We start from the raw sequence: 18,787 nt of genomic DNA on the forward strand, positions 1-18,787 counted from the left end.
CGATCAATCCGAAGCCCTGGTCGCTCTGCACGCCTTCCATCGCCGCGATCGCCTGTTCCAGCGCACTCGACTCACGGTCGTTGAAGTGCACGTGCACGCCCTGCTCGCACGCCATCAGCCCGCGCTGCAGCAGGTTTTCGAGGGTGACGTGCATGTTCCAGCCCCGCGCGTCGGCGAGCCGTTTGATGCGATCCGCCATGTTCGGATCGATGTCCCGCAATACCAAGTCCGTCACTGCGCCTCCCGGACCAAAGCCGCGAAAGCCTTCCCCGGCCTCAGGTTACGGCGGCCGCCGCCTTGCGTACAGGCGTCCGCATCGCCAGCCACAGGCACAACAGCACGGCCGGTATACCGACCAACGCAGTTCCGAGGAAGAACAGGGCGTAGGCCTCCAGCAGGGTGCGGCCCTGCTCGAGGTGTTCGACCGCCACGCCCGTCAGGCCCTTCAGGAACTTGCCCGGCAGCGCGTAGAAGGAACTGAGCAGCGCGTACTGCGTGGCCGTGTACCCCGCGTGCGTCAGCTGCGACATGTAGGCGATCAGCGCGACGCCGACGAACCCGTTGCAGAAGTTGTCGATCGCCATGACCCCGGCGAACACGCCCGGGTCCGCACCGTGCAGTGCGAGATAGGAGAAGGCCAGGTTCGAGCCCGGCCCGAGGATCGCGCCCGCGACCAGCGTGGGCAGCGTGCCGAACCGAACCGACGAGATGCCCGCCGCCGCGATGCCGACGATCGTGGCCGCAAGACCGATCGACCCGCGCACCCCGCCCACCACGTCCTTGTCCATGCCCAGGTCCGAATAGAACGGATTGGCCATCGGCCCCAGCAGGAAATCCGGCAGGCGATACAGGCTGATCGCCGCGAGCATCAACAGCGCCCACTTGCCGTGGTCGCGGAAGAACGCGATGAACGGCCCGATCACCGCGTCGAACAACCCCCGCGCCGTGAACAACGCCGGATGCGGCGTCGCCGCCGCGCGCACGCTGACCGCCGGCTCGCGCGCCATGAACACCGCGGCGATGCCGACCGTCATCAACACGGCCATGATTTCGTAGGACACCGACCAGCCCAGGTGCCCGGCCAGGATCAGGATCAGCGAATCGGTGACCAGCAGCGCCGCGCGATACCCGAGCGTCGACGACGAGGTCAGCATGCCCTGCTGGTCCGGCGTGTCCGCGCTTTCGATGCGCCAGGCATCGATGACGATGTCCTGCGTCGCCGATGCGAACGCCACCACCAGCGCGAGCCCGCCGAACACCAGCAACTGATTCAACCCGACGCCGGCGATCGTCAATCCGCCGGTGCCCGGCTGCACGAAGGCCATGCCCAGCAGCGCGGCGCCGACGACGATCTGCGCGAGCAACATCCAGCCGCGTCGCCGCCCCAACAAGCGCCCGAGCACCGGTGCATCGATCTTGTCGATCAGCGGCGCCCACAGGAACTTCAGCGAATACGCGACGCCGACCCACGACAGGAACCCGATCGTCGACAACTCGATCTTGTTGTCGCGCATCCAGTAGCCGAGCGTGTTGCCGACCAGGTAGATCGGAAGGCCCGACGAAAACCCCAGCAACAGCATCACGAGCACTTTGGGCTCGCGCAGGTTGCGCACCACGGTGCGCCAGCCGCCTTGCGTCATAGGTTGTAATCCACGACGAAGGGCGCGTGATCGGAGAAGCGTGGCGTGGGATGGATCGCGCAGGCCTTGAGCTTGTCGCGCAGCGACGGCGTGCAGAACTGGTAGTCGATGCGCCACCCGACGTTCTTCGCGCGCGCCGCGCCGCGATTGCTCCACCAGGTGTAGTCCTGCCCTTCGGCATGCAGCGCGCGGTACGCGTCGACCCAACCGCCCTTCTGCGCGCACATGCCGTTGAGCCAGTCGCGCTCGCGCGGCAGGCAGCCGGAGTTCTTCTGGTTCGACTTCCAGTTCCTGATGTCGAGCTCGCTGCGCACGATGTTCCAGTCGCCGCACAGCACATAGTCGCGACCACTGTGCAGCCAGTGGTGGAGGATCGGCCGCAGCCACTCCATCACTTCGAACTTGAAGCCTTGGCGCAGGTCGCCCGACGAGCCGGACGGGATGTAGAACGACACCACGCTCAACTTGCCGAAGCGCGCTTCGATGTAGCGCCCTTCATCGTCGAACGGCGCCCAGCCCAGGCTCGTGCGCACTTCGTCGGGTTCGTGCTTGCTGTAGAGCGCGACGCCGCTGTAGCCCTTCTTCGTCGTCGCATCGCGGAACCACGCCTTGTAACCCTTCGGCAGGAATTCGGGGCCGGAGACCTGGTGTTCCTGCGCCTTGGTTTCCTGGAGGCAGAGGACGTCGGCGCGCTGGTCGGCGAACCAGTCGAAGAACCCCTTGCCCGCCGCGGAGCGGACGCCGTTGGCGTTGAAGCTGACGATGCGCAAATCGTGGGACCCGTAACGAAGGTGCAATGCCAAGCCTAGCCCATTCACGCGCACCGACGGGACCCCTTCGGCGCCGGGCCTTATCATTGGCTTCATCTCAACGCCCCACGGCCCCACGTGACCGACCACCGCGCCCGTTTCCTCACACTCGCGCTCCGTGCGCAGGCTCTGCGCTTCGGCGCGTTCACGCTGAAGTCGGGCCGCGAGAGTCCGTATTTCTTCAACGCCGGCCGCTTCGATTCCGGCGCCGCGCTGGCCGAGCTGGCCGCGTGCTACGCCGACGCGGTCGACGAGGCGGGCGTCGAATTCGACGTTCTCTTCGGCCCGGCCTACAAGGGCATCCCGCTGGCGACCGCGGTGGCCTGCGAATACGCGCGCCGCAGCCGCGACCTCCCGCTGTCCTTCAATCGCAAGGAAGCCAAGGCGCACGGCGAAGGCGGCCTGCTGATCGGCGCGCCGCTGGCCGGCAAACGCGTGCTCATCATCGACGACGTGATCACCGCGGGCACCGCGATCCGCGAGGCGCTCGGGATCATCCGCGACGTCGGCGGCATCCCGGCCGGCATCGTGATCGCGCTCGACCGCCAGGAGCGCGCCAGCGAAGCGCACGCGCAGTCCGCCGCGCAGGCGGTGGCCGATGAACACGGACTGCCCGTCGTGGCCGTCGCGACCCTCGCCGACCTGCTTGCGTTTGCCGGCGAAAGCGCGGACCTTGTCGACCATCGCGATGCCCTGCTCGCCTACCGCGCGCGCTACGGCACCGCCACCGCGCCCTGACACGGCGCTTCGGGACAAACGCAGAACAGGGGCTGCGACCATGCCTGCCAGCAAGACGATCACCACCGCCACATTGTTGCTCGCGCCGTTGTTCGCGCTTGCCCTCGTGTCCGCCGATGGGCACGCGCAGAAGCGCGGCGCGCAGCCGCAGAAGAACAAGAAACTCTATTGCTGGGAAGAAAACGGCGCGAAGGTCTGCGGCGATGCGCTGCCGGCCGAAGCCGCGGGCGCCCGTCGCACGGAGTTCAACGCCAGCGGCCGCCATACGGGCGAGATCGAGCGCGCGATGACGCCGGCCGAACGCGCCGAAGCCGCGGCGGCCGCCGCCGCCGACAAGGTGCGCGCGGAAAACGACGAAGCACGCTTACGCCGCGAGATGGCGATGGCCGAGTCGTACGCCACCGAGGAAGACCTGCGCAAGTCGTTCTCCGAACGCATCCTCCTGTTGGAGGAATCGCTGAAGGCCTCCGAGCTCGGCGTCGTCGGCCTGCGCCAGAGCCTGGTCGCGCTGCTGCGGCAGGCGGGCGAAAACGAACTCGCCGGCAAGCCGATCACGCCGGTCGCGCGCAAGAACATCAACACGCAGCATGCGGAATTGCGCCGCCGCGAGCGCCTGTTCGCGCAGCAGCGCGTGCAGCGCGCGAGCCTCGACGAAGAACTCGATTCGGTCCTGGCGCGCTATCGCGAAATCAAGCAGGGCCAGATGGCGCCGGCGCAGTCCGCCACGGCGCCTGCAACGCAGCCGCCCGCAACGGGCGGCTGATCCACCGAAGAATCAGAACGGCAACACGAGATCCGGCCGCACCGCGAGCAACTGTTCGCGGAAGGCGGCCTGGATGCGCGCGAGTGATTCCTTGCTGTCGCCGTCGAAGCGCATCACCAGCACCGGCGTCGTGTTCGACGCACGCACCAAACCCCAGCCATCCGGCCAGTCGGCGCGCAGGCCGTCGATCGACGACAGGCGCCCACCTTCGAACTTCGCCTTCGCCTTGAACAGATCGACGAACGAATGCGGATCGTCGTTCGGCGCTGGCACCTTGATCTCCGGCGTCGACACGCCGTCGGGCAACGCGTCGAGCACTTCGCTCGGCGAGGCGCTGCGGCTTGCGAGGATTTCGAGCAGGCGCGCGGCGGCGTAGATGCCGTCGTCGAAGCCGAACCAACGCTCCTTGAAGAAGAAGTGGCCGCTCATCTCGCCCGCGAGCTCGGCGTCGGTCTCGCGCATCTTGGCCTTGATCAGCGAATGGCCCGTCTTCCACATCAGCGGGCTGCCGCCGTGGCGCAGGATCTGGCCGGGCAGTCGGCCGGTGCACTTCACGTCGTAGACGATGACCGCGCCGGGGTTGCGTTCGAGCACGTCGGACGCGAACAGCATCAGCAGGCGGTCGGGGTAGATGTTGTGCCCGTCCTTCGTGACCACGCCGAGGCGGTCGCCGTCGCCGTCGAAGGCCACGCCGATGTCGGCGTCCAGGCGCTTGACCATCTTCACCAGGTCTTCGAGGTTGTGCGCCTCGCTCGGATCCGGATGGTGGTGCGGGAAGGTGCCGTCGACTTCGCAGTACAGCGGCATGACTTCCGCGCCGATCGCCGCGAGCACCTGCGGCGCGATCGCACCGGCGACACCGTTGCCCGCATCGACGACGACCTTGAGGCGGCGGTCGAGCTGCACGTCGGACGAGATGCGGTCGATGTAATCCTTCGACACGTCGCGATGCTGCACGTTGCCCGGCGTGGGCGCTTCGTGCAGGCGGTCTTCGGCGATGCGCGCGTACAGGTCTTCGATCGCCTTGCCCGACAGCGTCTCGCCGCCGACGACGATCTTGAAGCCGTTGTAGTCCGGCGGATTGTGGCTGCCGGTCACCGCGACGCAGCAACCCGTGCGCAACTGGTAGGCGGCGAAGTACACCACCGGCGTCGCCGCCAGGCCGATGTCGACGACGTTGCGCCCGGTCTTGCGCAGGCCGCGCACGAGGCCGTCGATCATGTCGGGGCCCGACAGGCGCCCGTCGCGGCCGACGATGATGTCGTGCAGGCCGCGCTCGGTCATCAGCGAACCGATCGACTGGCCGATCAATTCGGCGACGCCCGCATCGAGCGTCTTCCCGACGATGCCGCGGATGTCGTAAGCGCGGAAGATCGATTTGTCGATGAGCACCTGGCCCGCGGGCGCGACCGGATCGACGGCGCGCGGCTTCGGCGCATCGCCGATCGGAACCGCGGCGGCGGACACCACCGGCGCAACGACCACGGCCGCGGCCGGGGCAGAGGCGGGCGCGTTCGACTGCATCTGTTCGAGCGTCTGCGCTTCGGCTTCGTCTTCGGCGGCGACCGCGACGGCAGGCTTGCGTCCGGCACGCAACGCGAGCCAACCCAGCACCGCGAACCCCAGCGCCGCGACCCAGCACGGCATCGCACCGAGACCGAACGGCGCGTTGCCCGCGTCCGGCAAACCGGCGGCGATGCGCCAGCTGGTGCCCTTCACCGGCGTGGCGAGCACTTCGGCGCCGTTGGCGAGTTCCTTGTCGCCGCGTTCGACGACGCTATAGCTGCCCTGGCGCAGCGCGAGGTAACTGTCGTCGCGCACGTTGCCGCGCGTGATCGGGCCCGTCGCGCGATCCAGCGGCAGGCGCACGTACGCCACGCCCACGCGCACCGGCCCGTTGTTCGCGGGCGCGGCAACGGCCAGGCGCGGACCGCCGCCATCGCGCACGATCGCGGCGACCGCCTTGTTCTCGGCGATCGCCGTTTCGGCGACGCCCACCTTGCCGAAGCCGAGCTTGGGCAACGCGCTGTATTCGGCTTCGAACCCGTCGGCGAAGATCTCTGAAGCCTCAGCGCCCGGCCAGCCCTGCCGCAGCGCGGTGGCCGCGCCCGGGAGGTTGCCTTGCGCAAGCGCGGCCTGCACGGCCGGCGACTTCAGGCGGGTATCGAGTTCGGCCAGTTCCTTGGCGACCGATTCGGAAATCTGCCTGGCGGCCTGGTCGCGCGACTTGGTGATCGTCGATTCGCGGCTTTGCGCCTGGTACTGCACCCACCCGCTCCACGCGAGCCAGAGCGCGAGCAGCCCGCAGACCACGGCCACGACCGGCATGAGCGGCTTGATCGCGCCGCCCGCCATGCCGAGTTTGCCCTTCGCCGGTGCGGCGGTGTCTTGTTCGGTCATTCCTGCAAATCCCCCGTTTAACGCACGCCGGTATGGCCGAAGCCACCGCTGCCGCGCGCGCTTTCTTCGAAAGTATCCACTACCTGCAACGTCGCGCGCACGATCGGCAACACGACCAGTTGCGCGATCCGGTCGCCCGGCGAAATCGTGAAGGACTCACGGCTCCGGTTCCACGTGCTGATCATCAGCGGGCCCTGGTAATCGGCGTCGATCAGGCCGGTGCCGTTGCCGAGCACGATCCCGTGCCGGTGGCCCAGCCCCGAGCGCGGCAGGATCACCGCGCACAGCGTCGGATCGGCCAGGTGGATCGCCAGCCCTGAGGGAATCAGCGTCGTCTCGCCCGGTTCCAGCAGCAGCGGCGCGTCGAGCGCGGCGCGCAGGTCCAGGCCCGCGCTGTGTTCGGTGGCGTAGGCCGGCATTGGCCATTCGTCGCCGAAGCGCGGGTCCAGCACCTTCACTTCGAGCACCTTGTGCGTCATGCGTGCAATCGCTCCTCCACCAGGTCCAGCAGGGCATCGGCGAGCGCGGTCTTCGGCGCGGGGCCGAGTGCGCGTTCGCCGAGCGTTGAATGCGTGTCGCGCCAGTAGACGACCAGCGCATTGTCGTCGCTCTCGAAACCGCTGCCGGCCTGGCCGACGCGATTGGCCGCGATGAGATCGACGCGCTTGGCGTCGAGTTTGCGGCGCGCGTAGGTCGCGACATCGTCGGTTTCCGCGGCGAAGCCGACCACCACGCGCGGACGGCGCGCATCGCGCGCGACATCGGCGAGGATGTCGGGCGTGCGCACCAGGCGCAGCACGAGTGCATCTTCGCCGGGCACTTTCTTGATCTTCGACGTCGCCGTGCGCTCGGGCGTGAAATCCGCGACGGCGGCCGCGCCGACATACACGTCGGCAGGCAGCGCATCGAGCACGGCCGCGTGCATCTGCGCTGCGGAACGCACGTCGATGCGCGCCACGCCCTCGGGCGTCGGCAAATGCACCGGGCCGGCGACGAGCACGGTGTCCGCGCCGCGTCGCGCGGCGGCGGCGGCGATCGCGAATCCCATCTTCCCGCTGCTGCGGTTGCCGAGGAACCGGACCGGATCGAGGTCCTCGTAGGTCGGTCCCGCGCTCACGACGACGCGGAGGCCGGAAAGGCTCAAGCGATCGCCCCCGCGAGCGCGGCGACGATGTCGAGCGGCTCGACCATGCGGCCGGGCCCGGATTCGCCTTCGGCGAGCGGCCCGTCGGCGGGGCCGACGATGCGGGCGCCACGTTCGCGCAGCAGCGCGACGTTCGCCTGCGTGGCAGGGTGCAACCACATGCGGTGGTTCATCGCCGGGCACAGCGTGATCGGCGCGGTCGTGGCCAGGCACAGCGTGCTGACCAGGTCGTCGGCGAATCCGTGCGCGAGTTTGGCGAGCGTGTTGGCGGTGGCGGGCGCGACGAGGATGGCGTCGGCCCAGCGCGCGAGTTCGATGTGGCCCATCGCCTGTTCGGCCGCCGCATCCCACAACGAGGTCCGCACCGGCAGGCCCGAAAGCGCCTGGAAGGTCTGCGCACCGACGAAGCGCTGCGCGTTCTCCGTCATCGCGACCTGCACCGTCGCGCCGGCGTCGCGCAGGCGGCGGACCAGGTCGGCGGCCTTGTACGCCGCGATGCCACCGCAGACGCAAAGCAGCACCTTCCGGCCATGCAGGGCGGCGACGGGTTCGGCCTTCATCGGTCGGAAAACCCCCACGACGAAACAGGCATCCAGCTTACCCGAACCCCTCCATTCCCCCGATACACACCCCTCCGCCCGCACGACACCCTGTGGCCATGCGCATCCGCGACTGGCCCACCCTCGAACGCCCACGCGAAAAACTCGCCGCCCGCGGCAATGCCGGCGCGCTGTCGGACGCCGAGTTGATCGCCCTCTTCCTCGGGTCCGGCCTGCGCGGCCAGGACGCGGTGACCACCGCGCGCCACCTGCTGAATACGCAAGGGTCGCTGCGCGCATTGCTGGATCAGCCCTTGCTGCTGATGGAGCAGCTGCCCGGCATCGGCCGCGCACGCGCCTGCCTGCTGCTGGCCGCGCTGGAACTCGGCCATCGGCACTACGCCACCAATCTCGAGCCCGGCGAGCTGATGTCCGGCCCGGGCGTGGTCGGCGAATTCTTCCATCGGCGCCTGCGCGATCACCGCGCGGAAGTCTTCGCCGTGATGTTCCTCGACACGCGCCTGCGGATGATCGCCTTCGAAGAACTCTTCCACGGCACCGTGGACCAGGCGGACATCTATCCGCGCGAAATCGCCAAGCGCGCGTTGGCTCTCAATGCCGCGGCCGTGGTGGTCGGGCACAACCATCCCAGCGGCACGCCCGAGCCCAGCAACGACGATCGCAGGACCACCCTGGAAATGCGGACGTCGCTGCGGCTACTCGGCATCCGCCTGCTCGACCACGTGATCGTCGGCGAAGGCCCGCCGCTTTCCATGGCCGCACGAGGGCTCTTCTCATGCGTGCCGTAGACTATGCGACCGTCGTTTCGGCCTCCGGCAACCGTCGTGAAAGCTTCCATCAACGCCCTCGTCGAACAGGGCATCGCCGCGCTGCGCACCGCCGGCACGCTCCCCCAGGACCTGGACATTCCCGCCTTCGTGGTCGAGCGCCCCAACCAGCGCGCGCACGGCGACTTCTCCACCAATGCCGCGATGGTCCTCGCCAAGGCCGCGCGCACCAATCCGCGCGCGCTCGCGCAGGCGCTCGTCGCCGCGCTGCCTGCCTCGGACGATGTCGCGAAGGTCGAAATCGCCGGCCCGGGTTTCATCAACTTCCACCTGGCGCCGGCAGCCTATGGGCGCGAGTTGCGCGAGATCGTCGCGCGCGGTTCGGCGTACGGCCACAACACCAGCGGCGCGGGCCACACGGTCGGCGTGGAATACGTTTCGGCCAACCCGACCGGCCCGCTGCACGTGGGCCACGGCCGCGCGGCGGCGATCGGCGATTGCATCGCGCGCGTGCTGGCCGCCAACGGCTGGCGCGTGATGCGCGAGTTCTACTACAACGATGCCGGCGCGCAGATCGACAACCTCGCCAAGTCGGTGCAGGCGCGCGCGCTCGGCAAGACGCCGGACGATCCGTCGTGGCCGGAAGACGGCTACCGCGGCGAATACATCCTCGATGTCGCCAACGCCTACCTGCGCGGGGACACCGTCGAGTTCGAAGACCATATCGTCCACGCCGCGAAGGATCCGAACGACCTCGACGCCGTGCGTCAGTTCGCCGTCGCCTGGCTGCGCCGCGAACAGAACGCCGACCTCGCCGCCTACGGCGTGTCCTTCGACGTCTACTTCCTGGAGTCCTCGCTGTACACGCAGGGCATCGTCGAAGAAACCGTCCGCGAGTTGGTCGCCCACGGCCACACGTACGAGGAAGGCGGCGCGCTGTGGCTGCGCACGACCGACTTCGGCGACGACAAAGACCGCGTGATGCGGAAGTCCGACGGCACGTTCACCTACTTCCTGCCGGACGTGGCCTACCACCGCTCCAAGTGGCAGCGCGGCTACGAGCGCGCGATCACCGAGCTGGGCGCGGACCACCACGGCTCGCTCGCGCGCGTGGTCGCCGGCCTGCAGGCGCTGGACTGCGGCATCCCGAAGAACTGGCCGGAGTACGTGCTCCACCAGATGGTCACCGTCATGCGCGGCGGCCAGGAAGTGAAGCTCTCCAAGCGCGCGGGCAGCTACCTCACGTTGCGCGACCTCATCGAGGAAGCCGGGCGCGATGCCACGCGCTGGTTCCTGGTCGCGCGCAAGCCCGACTCGCAGCTCACCTTCGACATCGACCTGGCGCGCTCGCAGAGCAACGACAACCCGGTCTTCTACGTGCAGTACGCCCACGCCCGCGTGTGCAGCCTGCTGCGCCAGGCCACCGAGAAGGGTTTCACCTTCGAGATGTCGAACGGCCTGCGCCACGTGGATACGCTGGTGGATGAACAGGCGCAGGCGTTGCTGGTGGAGCTCTCGCGTTTCCCGGAAGTCGTCGAAACCGCCGCCGTGACGCTCGAGCCGCACGCCATCGCGCAATACCTGCGTGAATTGGCGAATGCCTTCCACGTCTGGTACCACGCGCAGCCCATCCTGGTGGATGATGCGAACCAGCGCGACGCGCGTCTTGCGCTGAGCGTCGGCACCGGCCAGGTGCTGAAGAACGGTTTGGATTTGCTGGGCGTATCGGCCCCGGAGAAGATGTGATGGCGGCACGACGCGGGAAGTCGCAGGCGAAGCGCAACGGGGGCGATTCCAACCCCGCCTGGATCTGGTTGTTCGCTGGGCTTGCGCTCGGTCTCGCGCTGGTCGTCGGCGTGCCCAAGCTTTGGCCGAAGGGCGACGGCGACGGCTTCTTCCGTCCGAAGCCCAATCCGGATGCGCAGCCCAAGTCGACGACGAGCGCCGAAGAGGACGATGCGATCGTCCCCGAGTCCACGCCGTCGCCGGCCAAGGGCGACAAGCCGAAGGAAACGCAGTACGACTTCTACACGCTGCTGCCCTCCAACGAAGTGCCGCTGTCCGACGCCGAGCTCGCGGAAACCGCGCGCGCGGAAGAAGCGCGCGAGGCCGCGGCGACCAAGCAGCAGCAAGCCGCCGCCAATCCCGATGCCGCCGACATCGCGCAGCCGGCCGTCACCAGCAATGCCAACGCCTCGCCCAACACGCAGCCGCCGGCCACCACCGCCGCGTCGGTCACCAAGCCCGAACCGAAGGACGACGGCACGCGCTACCTGCTGCAGGCCGGCGCGTTCCAGGCCAGCGGCGATGCCGAAGCGGTGAAGGCGAAGATCGCGATGCTCGGTTTGAGCGCGCGCGTGGAATCGGCGCAGATCGCCGACAAGACCGTCTATCGCGTGCGCATGGGGCCGTACGGCAGTGCGTCCGAGCTCGCCGATGCCAAGAAGCGCCTGAGCGGCGGCGGCCTGCCGGCGATGGCGATCAAGGCGCGTTGATCGCACGCGGGCGATGACACACGCGCACGTCTTCGTCGCGTCGTGCATCGCCTGGGCCATCAGCCAGTCGTGGATCGGCCTGCGTCGCTCCGGCGACAAGCGCAAGGCGCGCGACCACGGCACGCTCAACATCCTGTTCGTCGTCATCTTCGCGAGCATGGCGCTCGCGCTCTGGCTGGCGATCCGCGACGACGGGCAACTCGCTGCACGCGACGCACGCCTCGCTTGGTCGGGCATGGCCGTGATGGGCGCCGGCATGGCATTGCGCTGGTGGTCGGTGCACACGCTCGCGCGCTACTTCACCGTCGACATCGCCATCCATCCCGGGCAGACGTTGATCCGACGCGGGCCCTATCGCCTGCTGCGGCATCCCGCGTACACCGGTGCGCTGATGACGGTCGCCGGCTTCGGCCTGGGCACCGGCGCATGGCTCCCCGCGCTCGTCGCCTTCGTGCCGACCGCGCTCGCATTCCTGCATCGCATCCGCGTGGAGGAACGCATGCTCGCCGACGCCTTCCCCGACGCGTGGCCCGACTACGCCGGCACCACCAAACGCCTCATTCCCTATCTCTGGTGAAACGATGACCACGCCCCGCACAGCTTTCATCACCGGCGCGACCTCCGGCTTCGGTGCCGCGGCCGCGAAACGGTTCGTCGCGGGCGGCTGGAACATCGTCGCCACCGGCCGCCGCGCCGATCGCCTGCAAGCACTCGTCGACGAACTCGGCGCCGATCGCGTGCATCCGGCCGTCTTCGACGTGCGCGACGAGGCCGCGATGCGCGCATCACTCGACGCCATCCCGCCGCACTTCGCCGGCATCGATTTGCTCGTGAACAACGCCGGCCTCGCGCAGGGCACCTTGCCCGCGCAGAAAGCCGACCTCACCGATTGGCAGACGATGATCGACACCAACGTGCGCGCGCTCGTCGTGCTCACGCACGCGTTGCTGCCGACGCTGATCGAACGCCAGGGCGCGATCGTCAACGTGAGTTCGACGGCGGCGACGTACCCCTACGCCGGCGGCAACGTCTACGGCGGCACGAAGGCCTTCGTCTCGCAGTTTTCGCTCGGCCTGCGCGCGGACCTGCACGGCACGGGCGTGCGCGTCACCGCGCTGGAGCCGGGCATGGCGGAAACCGAGTTCACGCTCGTGCGCACGCACGGCGACCAGGCGGCCTCGGATGCGCTGTACAAGGGCGCGCACCCGATGACGGCGGACGACATCGCCGACACGATCTGGTGGGTGGCGAATCTGCCGCCCCACCTGAACGTCAATCGGTTGGAGATGATGCCTACGCGGCAGTCGTTCGCCGGTTTTCAGATTGCGCGCGACTGACGCAACCCCTCCCCGGCCCTCCCCTGCCTTCGCAGGGGAGGGAGAAGAGCTTCAGACGGGTTCGTCGCTCAGATACGTATACGCAGTGAGCCCGGCTTCGAGCGCATCCTTCATCCGCGCGCTCTCTTCCGCCGGCAATCCCGCGTCGTCGACCTTCTTCGCGTACGCACTTCGCAACGCATCCAGCTTGTACCCGACGTAATCCAGCATCACGTCCGTCGTATCGCCACGACGTTGCTGGCTCATCGCATACCCATCGCCGTCGAGGTGCACTTCCACCGCATCGGTATCGCCGAACAGGTTGTGGATGTCGCCGAGGATTTCCTGGTACGCGCCCACGAGGAAGAAGCCCAGGCGATAGATCTCGCCATGCCGCAAGGGATGCAGCGGCAACGAGCTGTCGAGGCCTTCGTTTTCCACGTACGTATCGATCTTGCCGTCCGAATCGCAGGTCATGTCCGCGATCACGCCGCGGCGCGCGGGCGCTTCGTCGAGGCGTTCGATCGGCACGATCGGGAACACCTGGTCGATCGCCCACACATCCGGCATCGATTCGAACACGCTGAAGTTGACGAAGTACTTGTCGACCAGGCGCTCGTTCAACTCGTCCAGCAGGTCGCGATGCGAACGCTCGCCCACGTCCAGGCGCGCGCGCACGGCATGCGCGATCGCGTAGAACAGATCGTCGATGCGCGCGCGATGCGTCAGGTCGATCTGGCCGAGCGCGTAGAGCGACAGGCCTTCGCCATGGTGGTGCTGCGCGTCGTGGAAAAGCTCCACCGCCGGGCGCGAATCGAGTTCGTCGTGCAGCTCGCGCAAGTGGCGGATCACCGCGGGTTCGTCGTCGTGCATCGGCGGCACGCGGCCTTCCGGTGCTTCTTCCACTTCAGCGACGTTCGCGATCAGCACCGCGTGGTGCGCGGTCATCGCGCGACCGCATTCGGTGACGATGCGCGGCTGCGGCAACGCGTGCGCTTCGCAGGCTTCGGCGAGCGGCTGCACGATGTTGTTCGCGTATTGCGCGACGCCGTAGTTGATCGAGCAATAGCTGCGCGAACGCGTGCCTTCGTAATCGATGCCCAGGCCGCCGCCGACGTCCATGTACTTCACTTGCGCGCCGAGCTTGGACAACTCGACGAAGTAACGCACCGCCTCGCGCATGCCGTTGGCGATGTCGCGGACGTTGGAAATCTGCGAGCCCATGTGGAAGTGCAGCAGGCCCAGGCAGTCGCCGTGGCCGCTGTCGCGCAGCGTCTTCCACAGGTCGAGCACCTGGCGCGGCGAGAGACCGAACTTCGCCTTGTCGCCACCGCTGTTCTGCCACTTGCCCGCGCCGAGCGAGGCCAGCCGCATGCGCACGCCGATGCCCGGCCGCACGTCCAGCGCCTGCGCTTCCTCGATGACCAGCTTCAGCTCGCTGGGCTTCTCGACCACGATGTAGGTCTGCAGCCCGAGCTTGCGGCCGATCAGCGCGAGACGGATGTACTCGCGATCCTTGTAGCCGTTGCAGACGATGAGCCCGCCCGGCCGGCTCATCGCGAGCACGGCCATCAGTTCGGGCTTGCTGCCGGCTTCCAGGCCGAAGCCTTCGCCGTGGTGCGAGGCGAGCGTGCCCGCCACGCCGGCGTGCTGGTTGACCTTGATCGGATAGACCGCCGTGTAGCCGCCCTTGTAGTCCCAATCGGCCTGCGCCTGCGCGAAGGCAGACTGCAGCTTGCGCAGGCGGTCGCCGAGGATGTCGGGGAAGCGCACGAGCAACGGCAGCTTGGCGCCGTTGGCCTTGGCCCGGTCGACGACCTCCGACAGCGCGATCGCCGGGCCCTGTCCGCCGCGAGGCAACACCGTGACGCGCCCGGCGCCATCGACATCGAAATACCCCTCCGACCAATGCGGGATGGAGTAGGTCTTGCGGGCCTGGTCGACGGACCAACCGGTCATCGGCGTGCTTCCTCGTGCTGGGGGATGGAAAGGGCGCGAAGTATAGGCCCCATGGCCCGAACGCACCGCCAAAACGGCCGACGCCCTACAATGCGCGCCCCCACGCCCCGCCGGACCCGCCGCGATGACGCAACCCACCTGGATGTACGAGAACTTCGAGCCCGCCGGTTCGGCCATCGGCTATCGCATCACGCGCAAGCTCGACGAGGTGCAGTCGCCGTTCCAGAAGATCGAAATCTTCGAGAGCACCGACTGGGGCAACGTGATGCTGATCGACGGCGCGATGATGCTCACCACGCGCGACAACTTCCTGTACCACGAGATGATGTCGCACCCGGCGCTGTTCACGCATGGCGACCCCAGGCGCGTGGTCATCATCGGCGGTGGCGACTGCGGCACGCTGCGCGAAGTGCTCAAGCACCCGGGCGTCGAATCGGCCACGCAGTGCGACATCGACGAGCAAGTCACGCGCATGGCGGAGAAGTGGTTCCCCGAGTTGTGCGATTCCAACAACGATGCGCGCGCCGAGTTGTTGTTCGACGACGGCATCGCGTACATGGCCAATTGCCCGGCGGGCAGCGTGGACATCGTGATCGTGGATTCCACCGATCCGGTCGGCCCGGCCGAAGGCCTGTTCAACAAGGCGTTCTACGCCTCGTGCTTCCGCGCGCTGAAGGACGACGGCATCCTCGTGCAGCAGTCCGAGTCGCCGCTGGTGCTGCTCGAGTTGATCAAGGAAATGCGCGGCGAAATGGGCAAGGCCGGCTTCACCACGTTCAAGACGCTGCCCTTCCCGCAGCCGTGCTATCCGACGGGCTGGTGGAGCTGCACGCTGGCGCGCAAGTCCGGCGGCTTCGACTACCGCGCCGTCGATGCGCGCGCGAAGACGTTCAAGACCAAGTACTACACCGCCGACGTCCACCAGGGCGCGATGGCGTCGATTCCGTTCGTGGCCGAAGCGCTCGGCGAATAACGTCCGGCGTTGTTCACGCCGGGGTGTATAACCCTCGGCGTGAGCGACGAAACGGCATGGACGTGCCCGACCTGCGTTCGGGACGTGGCCACCGAGTACTGCCCGACCTGCGGCGAACGCCGCCTGCGGGCGCGCGACCTGCGCTTCCGCGGTTTGCTCGCGCAGTTGTCGCAGTCGGTCACCAACCTCGATGCGCGCCTGATCCGCACCGTGCGCTGCCTGTTCCGGCATCCGGGCCAACTCACGGTGCGCTACCTGCAGGGGCCGCGTAAGCCCTACATCGGGCCGATCGCGTTCTTCCTGCTGACCAACGTCCTGTTCGTCGGCATGGAAACGCTGACCGGATCGAACGTGTTCGCAACGCCCTTGGCGCAGCACCTGCGCAATCAACCGTGGAGCGAGTGGGTGCAGCCGATCATCGCCGATCACATCGCGGCGCGCGGGTCGACGATGGCTGCGTACGCACCCGTGTTCGACAAGGCGGTCGCCGACCATGCGAAGTCGCTCGTCGCGCTGATGGTGCCGCCGTTCGCCGTCATGGCCGCGATCGTCTATCGCCGGAGCCGCCGCCCGTTCGTCGCGCATGCGGCGTTCTCGCTGCACTTCCATGCGTTCATGTTGCTGTTGCTGAGCGTGGCCTTGCTCGTCCCGGCGCTCGACGTGTGGTTCGGCGGACGGGGCCTGTCCTCGCAACTGCTCGACAACGCCCTGGCGATCGCGCACCTGGTGCTGTGCGCGCTGTATCTGTACATCGCATCGGGGCCGGTGTACGGCGCGCGGGGCGCCGCACGCGTCGTGCAGGCGCTGATCCTGACCCTCGGCGCGATGCTCACCTTCCTCGGTTATCGCTTTGCGCTGCTGTGGATCACGTTGTACTTCGACTGAGGCGACTAGAGCGCGTCGCCGTCCAATTCGCCGGTCCGGATGCGCACGACGCGATCCAGTTCCCACACGAAGATCTTGCCGTCTCCGATCTTGCCCGTGCCCGCGGCCTGCATGATCGCTTCGACCACCGCGTCGACCTGGTCGTCGGTGACCGCGACCTCCAGCTTGATCTTGGGCAGGAAGTCGACCACGTACTCGGCGCCGCGATACAGCTCGGTGTGGCCCTTCTGTCGCCCGAAGCCCTTGACCTCGGTCGCGGTGATGCCCGCCACGCCCGCTTCGGACAGCGCTTCGCGCACGTCGTCCAGCTTGAAAGGCTTGATGATCGCCATGACCATCTTCATCACGTCGTCTCCATGTCGCGTCCCCGCAGCATAACCGCGCTTGGAGCGGCTGTAGGAAAATACCCACGGGTCGTTGCCCCATCGCCTGATGGCGGCCGGCCCGGAATTTGGACAAGCTCGCGCAGACCGAGGACTTGAGGGATATGAGCGCCATGATCGACCTGGAAAAACTCGACGACCTCGCGCGGCGCCTGAGCAGCCTCGTCCCGCCCTCCCTCCGCGAGGGGCGCGAAGAGCTGCAGGAGAACTTCAAGTCCGTCCTGCAGACCGGCCTGTCCAAGCTCGACCTGGTCACCCGCGAGGAGTTCGAAGTGCAGCGCGCCGTGCTGCTGCGCACGCGGGAGAAGCTGGACGAGCTCGAGCGCACCGTCGCCGATCTCGAAGCGCAGCGCGACACGCCAGCCCCGCGCCACTAGCGCCACCGTCATGGGCTTATCGCTCGTGCACACGCGTGCACGCGTTGGCGTGCGCGCGCCTGCCGTCCGCGTGGAAGTGCATGTCGGGGGTGGCCTGCCCTCGTTGACGGTCGTCGGCCTGCCGCACGCCGCCGTGCGCGAGGCGAAGGACCGCGTGCGCGCCGCACTGCAGTGCGCGCAGTTCGCCTTTCCCGATGGGCGCATCACCGTCAACCTCGCGCCGGCGGACTTGCCCAAGCGTGGCGGGCGATTCGACCTGCCGATCGCGCTGGGCATCCTGGCCGCGAGCGGGCAGTTGTCGAACGATGCATTGCGCGATGTCGAGTTCCTCGGCGAGCTCGGCCTCACCGGCGAGTTGCGCGGCGTCGACGGCGTGCTGCCGGCCGCGATCGCCGCGGCGGAGGCGAAGCGGCGATTGATCGTGCCGCAGGAGAACGGGGCCGAAGCGGCGCTCGTCGCCTCGGCGGAGGTCGTGGTCGCGCGCACCCTGCTGGAAGTCTGCGCGGCGCTGGCCGGCGAGAAGACCTTGCCGCGCGCGGAAGCCGTGGAGGTCGTTGCACGCCACGCGCCGGATCTGCGCGACGTACGCGGGCAACTGCGTGCGCGTCGCGCGTTGGAAATCGCGGCCGCGGGCCAACATCATCTCTTGTTCGTCGGCACGCCGGGCTGCGGCAAGACGCTGCTCGCTTCGCGCCTGCCGGGCGTGTTGCCGGAAGCGAGCGAAGTCGAAGCGCTCGAATCCGCGGCGGTCGCATCCATCAGTGGCCGGGGTGTCGACGCCGCGCGTTGGCGCCTGCGTCCGTTTCGCGCGCCGCACCACACGAGCAGCGCGGTCGCATTGATCGGCGGTGGGCCCGATGCGCGACCGGGCGAAGTCTCGCTCGCGCACAACGGCGTGCTGTTCCTCGACGAATTGCCCGAATGGGGACACCACACGCTGCAAGTGCTGCGCGAACCGCTCGAATCGGGGACCGTCGTCGTGTCGCGCGCCGCCTCGCGCGCGGAATATCCGGCGCGCTTCCAGCTCGTCGCCGCGATGAATCCCTGTCCGTGCGGATGGGCCGGCGATGCGAGCGGCAAGTGTCGCTGTCTTCCGGAAGTCATCGATCGCTATCGCGCACGCGTGTCGGGTCCGCTGCTCGATCGCATCGACCTGCATGTCGATGTCCCGCGCGTGCCGCCCGAAACCCTGCGCGAAGAAGCGCCGGAAGGCGAAGCGAGTGAATGCGTGCGGGCCCGTGTCGTGACGGCCCGCCAGCGACAGATCGCGCGCGCCGGCATGGCGAACGCCTTGCTCGATGCGCGCGCGACCAACGCCACCTGTCGCCTCGCGCCGCACGACCGCGCGTTGCTCGAACGCGCGATGACCGCCTTCGATCTCTCCGCGCGCTCGCTGCATCGCATCCTGCGTGTCGCGCGCACCATCGCCGACCTGGACGACAGCGATTTCATCGCAACGCAACATCTCGCCGAGGCCATCGGCTACCGCACCCTGGACCGCGGCGCTTCGGCAACCTGAGTTTTCACTCCGTGCGAAGGCGGGCGCTGTTACACCTCGCCCTCCCGCGCCCGAGAAAC

The 18,787-nt window shown here is 68.1% G+C and carries 17 protein-coding genes and 2 pseudogenes; 11 read left to right on the forward strand and 8 right to left on the reverse strand.

What is annotated here, in order from left to right; genetic code table 11:
* Positions 1-28: 28 nt before the first annotated feature.
* The 3 genes and pseudogenes from GN331_RS02265 to GN331_RS02275 all read right to left on the reverse strand — a co-directional run.
* Positions 29-235: pseudogene (locus tag GN331_RS02265) on the reverse strand (hypothetical protein); the annotation flags it as partial.
* Positions 236-275: 40 nt separating this feature from the next.
* Positions 276-1,640: an AmpG family muropeptide MFS transporter gene (locus GN331_RS02270; protein ID WP_156639940.1), complete on the reverse strand. Its 1,365-nt coding sequence runs from the start codon at positions 1,638-1,640 to the stop codon at positions 276-278.
* A complete protein-coding gene (locus GN331_RS02275) occupies positions 1,637-2,410 on the reverse strand; it encodes an exodeoxyribonuclease III (protein ID WP_156641193.1) in 774 nt (257 codons plus the stop codon). The genes GN331_RS02270 and GN331_RS02275 overlap by 4 nt, the downstream gene beginning before the upstream one ends.
* A gap of 117 nt (positions 2,411-2,527) precedes the next feature.
* Here GN331_RS02275 and pyrE point away from each other — a divergent pair, with 117 nt between their 5' ends.
* Both pyrE and GN331_RS02285 read left to right on the forward strand, forming a co-directional pair.
* Positions 2,528-3,187, forward strand: coding sequence for an orotate phosphoribosyltransferase (gene pyrE, locus GN331_RS02280; RefSeq protein WP_331713333.1), 660 nt, complete (start codon positions 2,528-2,530; stop codon positions 3,185-3,187).
* Positions 3,188-3,227: 40 nt separating this feature from the next.
* Positions 3,228-3,950, forward strand: a complete 723-nt coding sequence (locus GN331_RS02285) for a hypothetical protein (RefSeq protein WP_156639942.1) — start codon at positions 3,228-3,230, stop codon at positions 3,948-3,950.
* A gap of 12 nt (positions 3,951-3,962) precedes the next feature.
* On the opposite strand, the gene GN331_RS02290 is transcribed toward GN331_RS02285, so the two are convergent.
* The 3 genes and pseudogenes from GN331_RS02290 to coaBC form a co-directional block, all read right to left on the reverse strand.
* Entirely contained in the window at positions 3,963-6,350 is a 2,388-nt protein-coding gene (locus GN331_RS02290; protein ID WP_156639944.1) for a phosphomannomutase/phosphoglucomutase, read from the reverse strand.
* A gap of 17 nt (positions 6,351-6,367) precedes the next feature.
* A complete protein-coding gene (dut, locus tag GN331_RS02295) occupies positions 6,368-6,829 on the reverse strand; it encodes a dUTP diphosphatase (protein ID WP_156639946.1) in 462 nt (153 codons plus the stop codon).
* Positions 6,826-8,054, reverse strand: a pseudogene (coaBC, locus tag GN331_RS02300) (bifunctional phosphopantothenoylcysteine decarboxylase/phosphopantothenate--cysteine ligase CoaBC). Before coaBC ends, dut begins: the two are co-directional and overlap by 4 nt.
* Before the next feature lie 98 nt (positions 8,055-8,152).
* Between coaBC and radC the strand changes: the two are divergent.
* Genes radC through GN331_RS02325 form a run of 5 tightly spaced genes read left to right on the forward strand, consistent with a single transcriptional unit; the run spans position 8,153 to position 12,653 of the window.
* Complete coding sequence (radC, locus tag GN331_RS02305) at positions 8,153-8,842, forward strand: RadC family protein (RefSeq protein ID WP_156639947.1); 690 nt, start codon at positions 8,153-8,155, stop codon at positions 8,840-8,842.
* Positions 8,843-8,878: 36 nt separating this feature from the next.
* Positions 8,879-10,567, forward strand: a complete 1,689-nt coding sequence (gene argS, locus GN331_RS02310) for an arginine--tRNA ligase (RefSeq protein ID WP_331713334.1) — start codon at positions 8,879-8,881, stop codon at positions 10,565-10,567.
* Positions 10,567-11,316, forward strand: a complete 750-nt coding sequence (locus tag GN331_RS02315; protein ID WP_156639951.1) for an SPOR domain-containing protein — start codon at positions 10,567-10,569, stop codon at positions 11,314-11,316. Before argS ends, GN331_RS02315 begins: the two co-directional genes overlap by 1 nt.
* 13 nt (positions 11,317-11,329) lie before the next feature.
* Positions 11,330-11,893 carry a methyltransferase family protein gene (locus GN331_RS02320; protein ID WP_156639953.1) on the forward strand — a complete coding sequence of 188 codons (564 nt, stop codon included), beginning with the start codon at positions 11,330-11,332 and terminating at the stop codon, positions 11,891-11,893.
* A gap of 4 nt (positions 11,894-11,897) precedes the next feature.
* Positions 11,898-12,653 (forward strand): SDR family NAD(P)-dependent oxidoreductase, encoded by a 756-nt coding sequence (locus GN331_RS02325; RefSeq protein ID WP_156639954.1) that lies wholly within the window; start codon positions 11,898-11,900, stop codon positions 12,651-12,653.
* A gap of 51 nt (positions 12,654-12,704) precedes the next feature.
* On the opposite strand, the gene speA is transcribed toward GN331_RS02325, so the two are convergent.
* Positions 12,705-14,591 carry an arginine decarboxylase gene (gene speA, locus GN331_RS02330; protein WP_156639956.1) on the reverse strand — a complete coding sequence of 629 codons (1,887 nt, stop codon included), beginning with the start codon at positions 14,589-14,591 and terminating at the stop codon, positions 12,705-12,707.
* Between the two features lie 124 nt (positions 14,592-14,715).
* On the opposite strand from speA, the gene speE reads away from it, so the two are divergent.
* Both speE and GN331_RS02340 read left to right on the forward strand, forming a co-directional pair.
* Positions 14,716-15,564, forward strand: a complete 849-nt coding sequence (gene speE, locus GN331_RS02335) for a polyamine aminopropyltransferase (RefSeq protein ID WP_156639958.1) — start codon at positions 14,716-14,718, stop codon at positions 15,562-15,564.
* Between the two features lie 39 nt (positions 15,565-15,603).
* Positions 15,604-16,449: a DUF3667 domain-containing protein gene (locus tag GN331_RS02340; RefSeq protein WP_197426972.1), complete on the forward strand. Its 846-nt coding sequence runs from the start codon at positions 15,604-15,606 to the stop codon at positions 16,447-16,449.
* A 5-nt stretch (positions 16,450-16,454) separates the two neighbouring features.
* Here the strand turns inward: GN331_RS02340 and GN331_RS02345 are convergent, their stop codons facing one another.
* On the reverse strand, positions 16,455-16,793 hold the full coding sequence (locus GN331_RS02345) for a P-II family nitrogen regulator (RefSeq protein WP_156639961.1): 339 nt from the start codon (positions 16,791-16,793) through the stop codon (positions 16,455-16,457).
* Between the two features lie 152 nt (positions 16,794-16,945).
* Between GN331_RS02345 and ubiK the strand changes: the two genes are divergently transcribed.
* Both ubiK and GN331_RS02355 read left to right on the forward strand, forming a co-directional pair.
* Positions 16,946-17,209 carry a ubiquinone biosynthesis accessory factor UbiK gene (gene ubiK, locus GN331_RS02350; protein ID WP_156641195.1) on the forward strand — a complete coding sequence of 88 codons (264 nt, stop codon included), beginning with the start codon at positions 16,946-16,948 and terminating at the stop codon, positions 17,207-17,209.
* Between the two features lie 10 nt (positions 17,210-17,219).
* A complete protein-coding gene (locus GN331_RS02355; protein ID WP_156639962.1) occupies positions 17,220-18,728 on the forward strand; it encodes a YifB family Mg chelatase-like AAA ATPase in 1,509 nt (502 codons plus the stop codon).
* Positions 18,729-18,787: the final 59 nt, after the last annotated feature.

The organism is Noviluteimonas gilva (assembly GCF_009740395.1).
GTDB lineage: Bacteria > Pseudomonadota > Gammaproteobacteria > Xanthomonadales > Xanthomonadaceae > Noviluteimonas > Noviluteimonas gilva.

Bases quoted from the DNA above. Each gene is read 5' to 3' on its own strand.
- GN331_RS02315 (WP_156639951.1), top strand. From the start codon at position 10,567: ATGGCGGCACGACGCGGGAAGTCGCAGGCGAAGCGCAACGGGGGCGAT.
- speA (WP_156639956.1), bottom strand. From the start codon at position 14,591: ATGACCGGTTGGTCCGTCGACCAGGCCCGCAAGACCTACTCCATCCCG.
- GN331_RS02320 (WP_156639953.1), top strand. From the start codon at position 11,330: ATGACACACGCGCACGTCTTCGTCGCGTCGTGCATCGCCTGGGCCATC.
- radC (WP_156639947.1), top strand. From the start codon at position 8,153: ATGCGCATCCGCGACTGGCCCACCCTCGAACGCCCACGCGAAAAACTC.
- ubiK (WP_156641195.1), top strand. From the start codon at position 16,946: ATGATCGACCTGGAAAAACTCGACGACCTCGCGCGGCGCCTGAGCAGC.
- GN331_RS02345 (WP_156639961.1), bottom strand. From the start codon at position 16,793: ATGAAGATGGTCATGGCGATCATCAAGCCTTTCAAGCTGGACGACGTG.
- GN331_RS02325 (WP_156639954.1), top strand. From the start codon at position 11,898: ATGACCACGCCCCGCACAGCTTTCATCACCGGCGCGACCTCCGGCTTC.
- dut (WP_156639946.1), bottom strand. From the start codon at position 6,829: ATGACGCACAAGGTGCTCGAAGTGAAGGTGCTGGACCCGCGCTTCGGC.
- GN331_RS02270 (WP_156639940.1), bottom strand. From the start codon at position 1,640: ATGACGCAAGGCGGCTGGCGCACCGTGGTGCGCAACCTGCGCGAGCCC.
- speE (WP_156639958.1), top strand. From the start codon at position 14,716: ATGACGCAACCCACCTGGATGTACGAGAACTTCGAGCCCGCCGGTTCG.
- GN331_RS02355 (WP_156639962.1), top strand. From the start codon at position 17,220: ATGGGCTTATCGCTCGTGCACACGCGTGCACGCGTTGGCGTGCGCGCG.
- GN331_RS02285 (WP_156639942.1), top strand. From the start codon at position 3,228: ATGCCTGCCAGCAAGACGATCACCACCGCCACATTGTTGCTCGCGCCG.
- GN331_RS02290 (WP_156639944.1), bottom strand. From the start codon at position 6,350: ATGACCGAACAAGACACCGCCGCACCGGCGAAGGGCAAACTCGGCATG.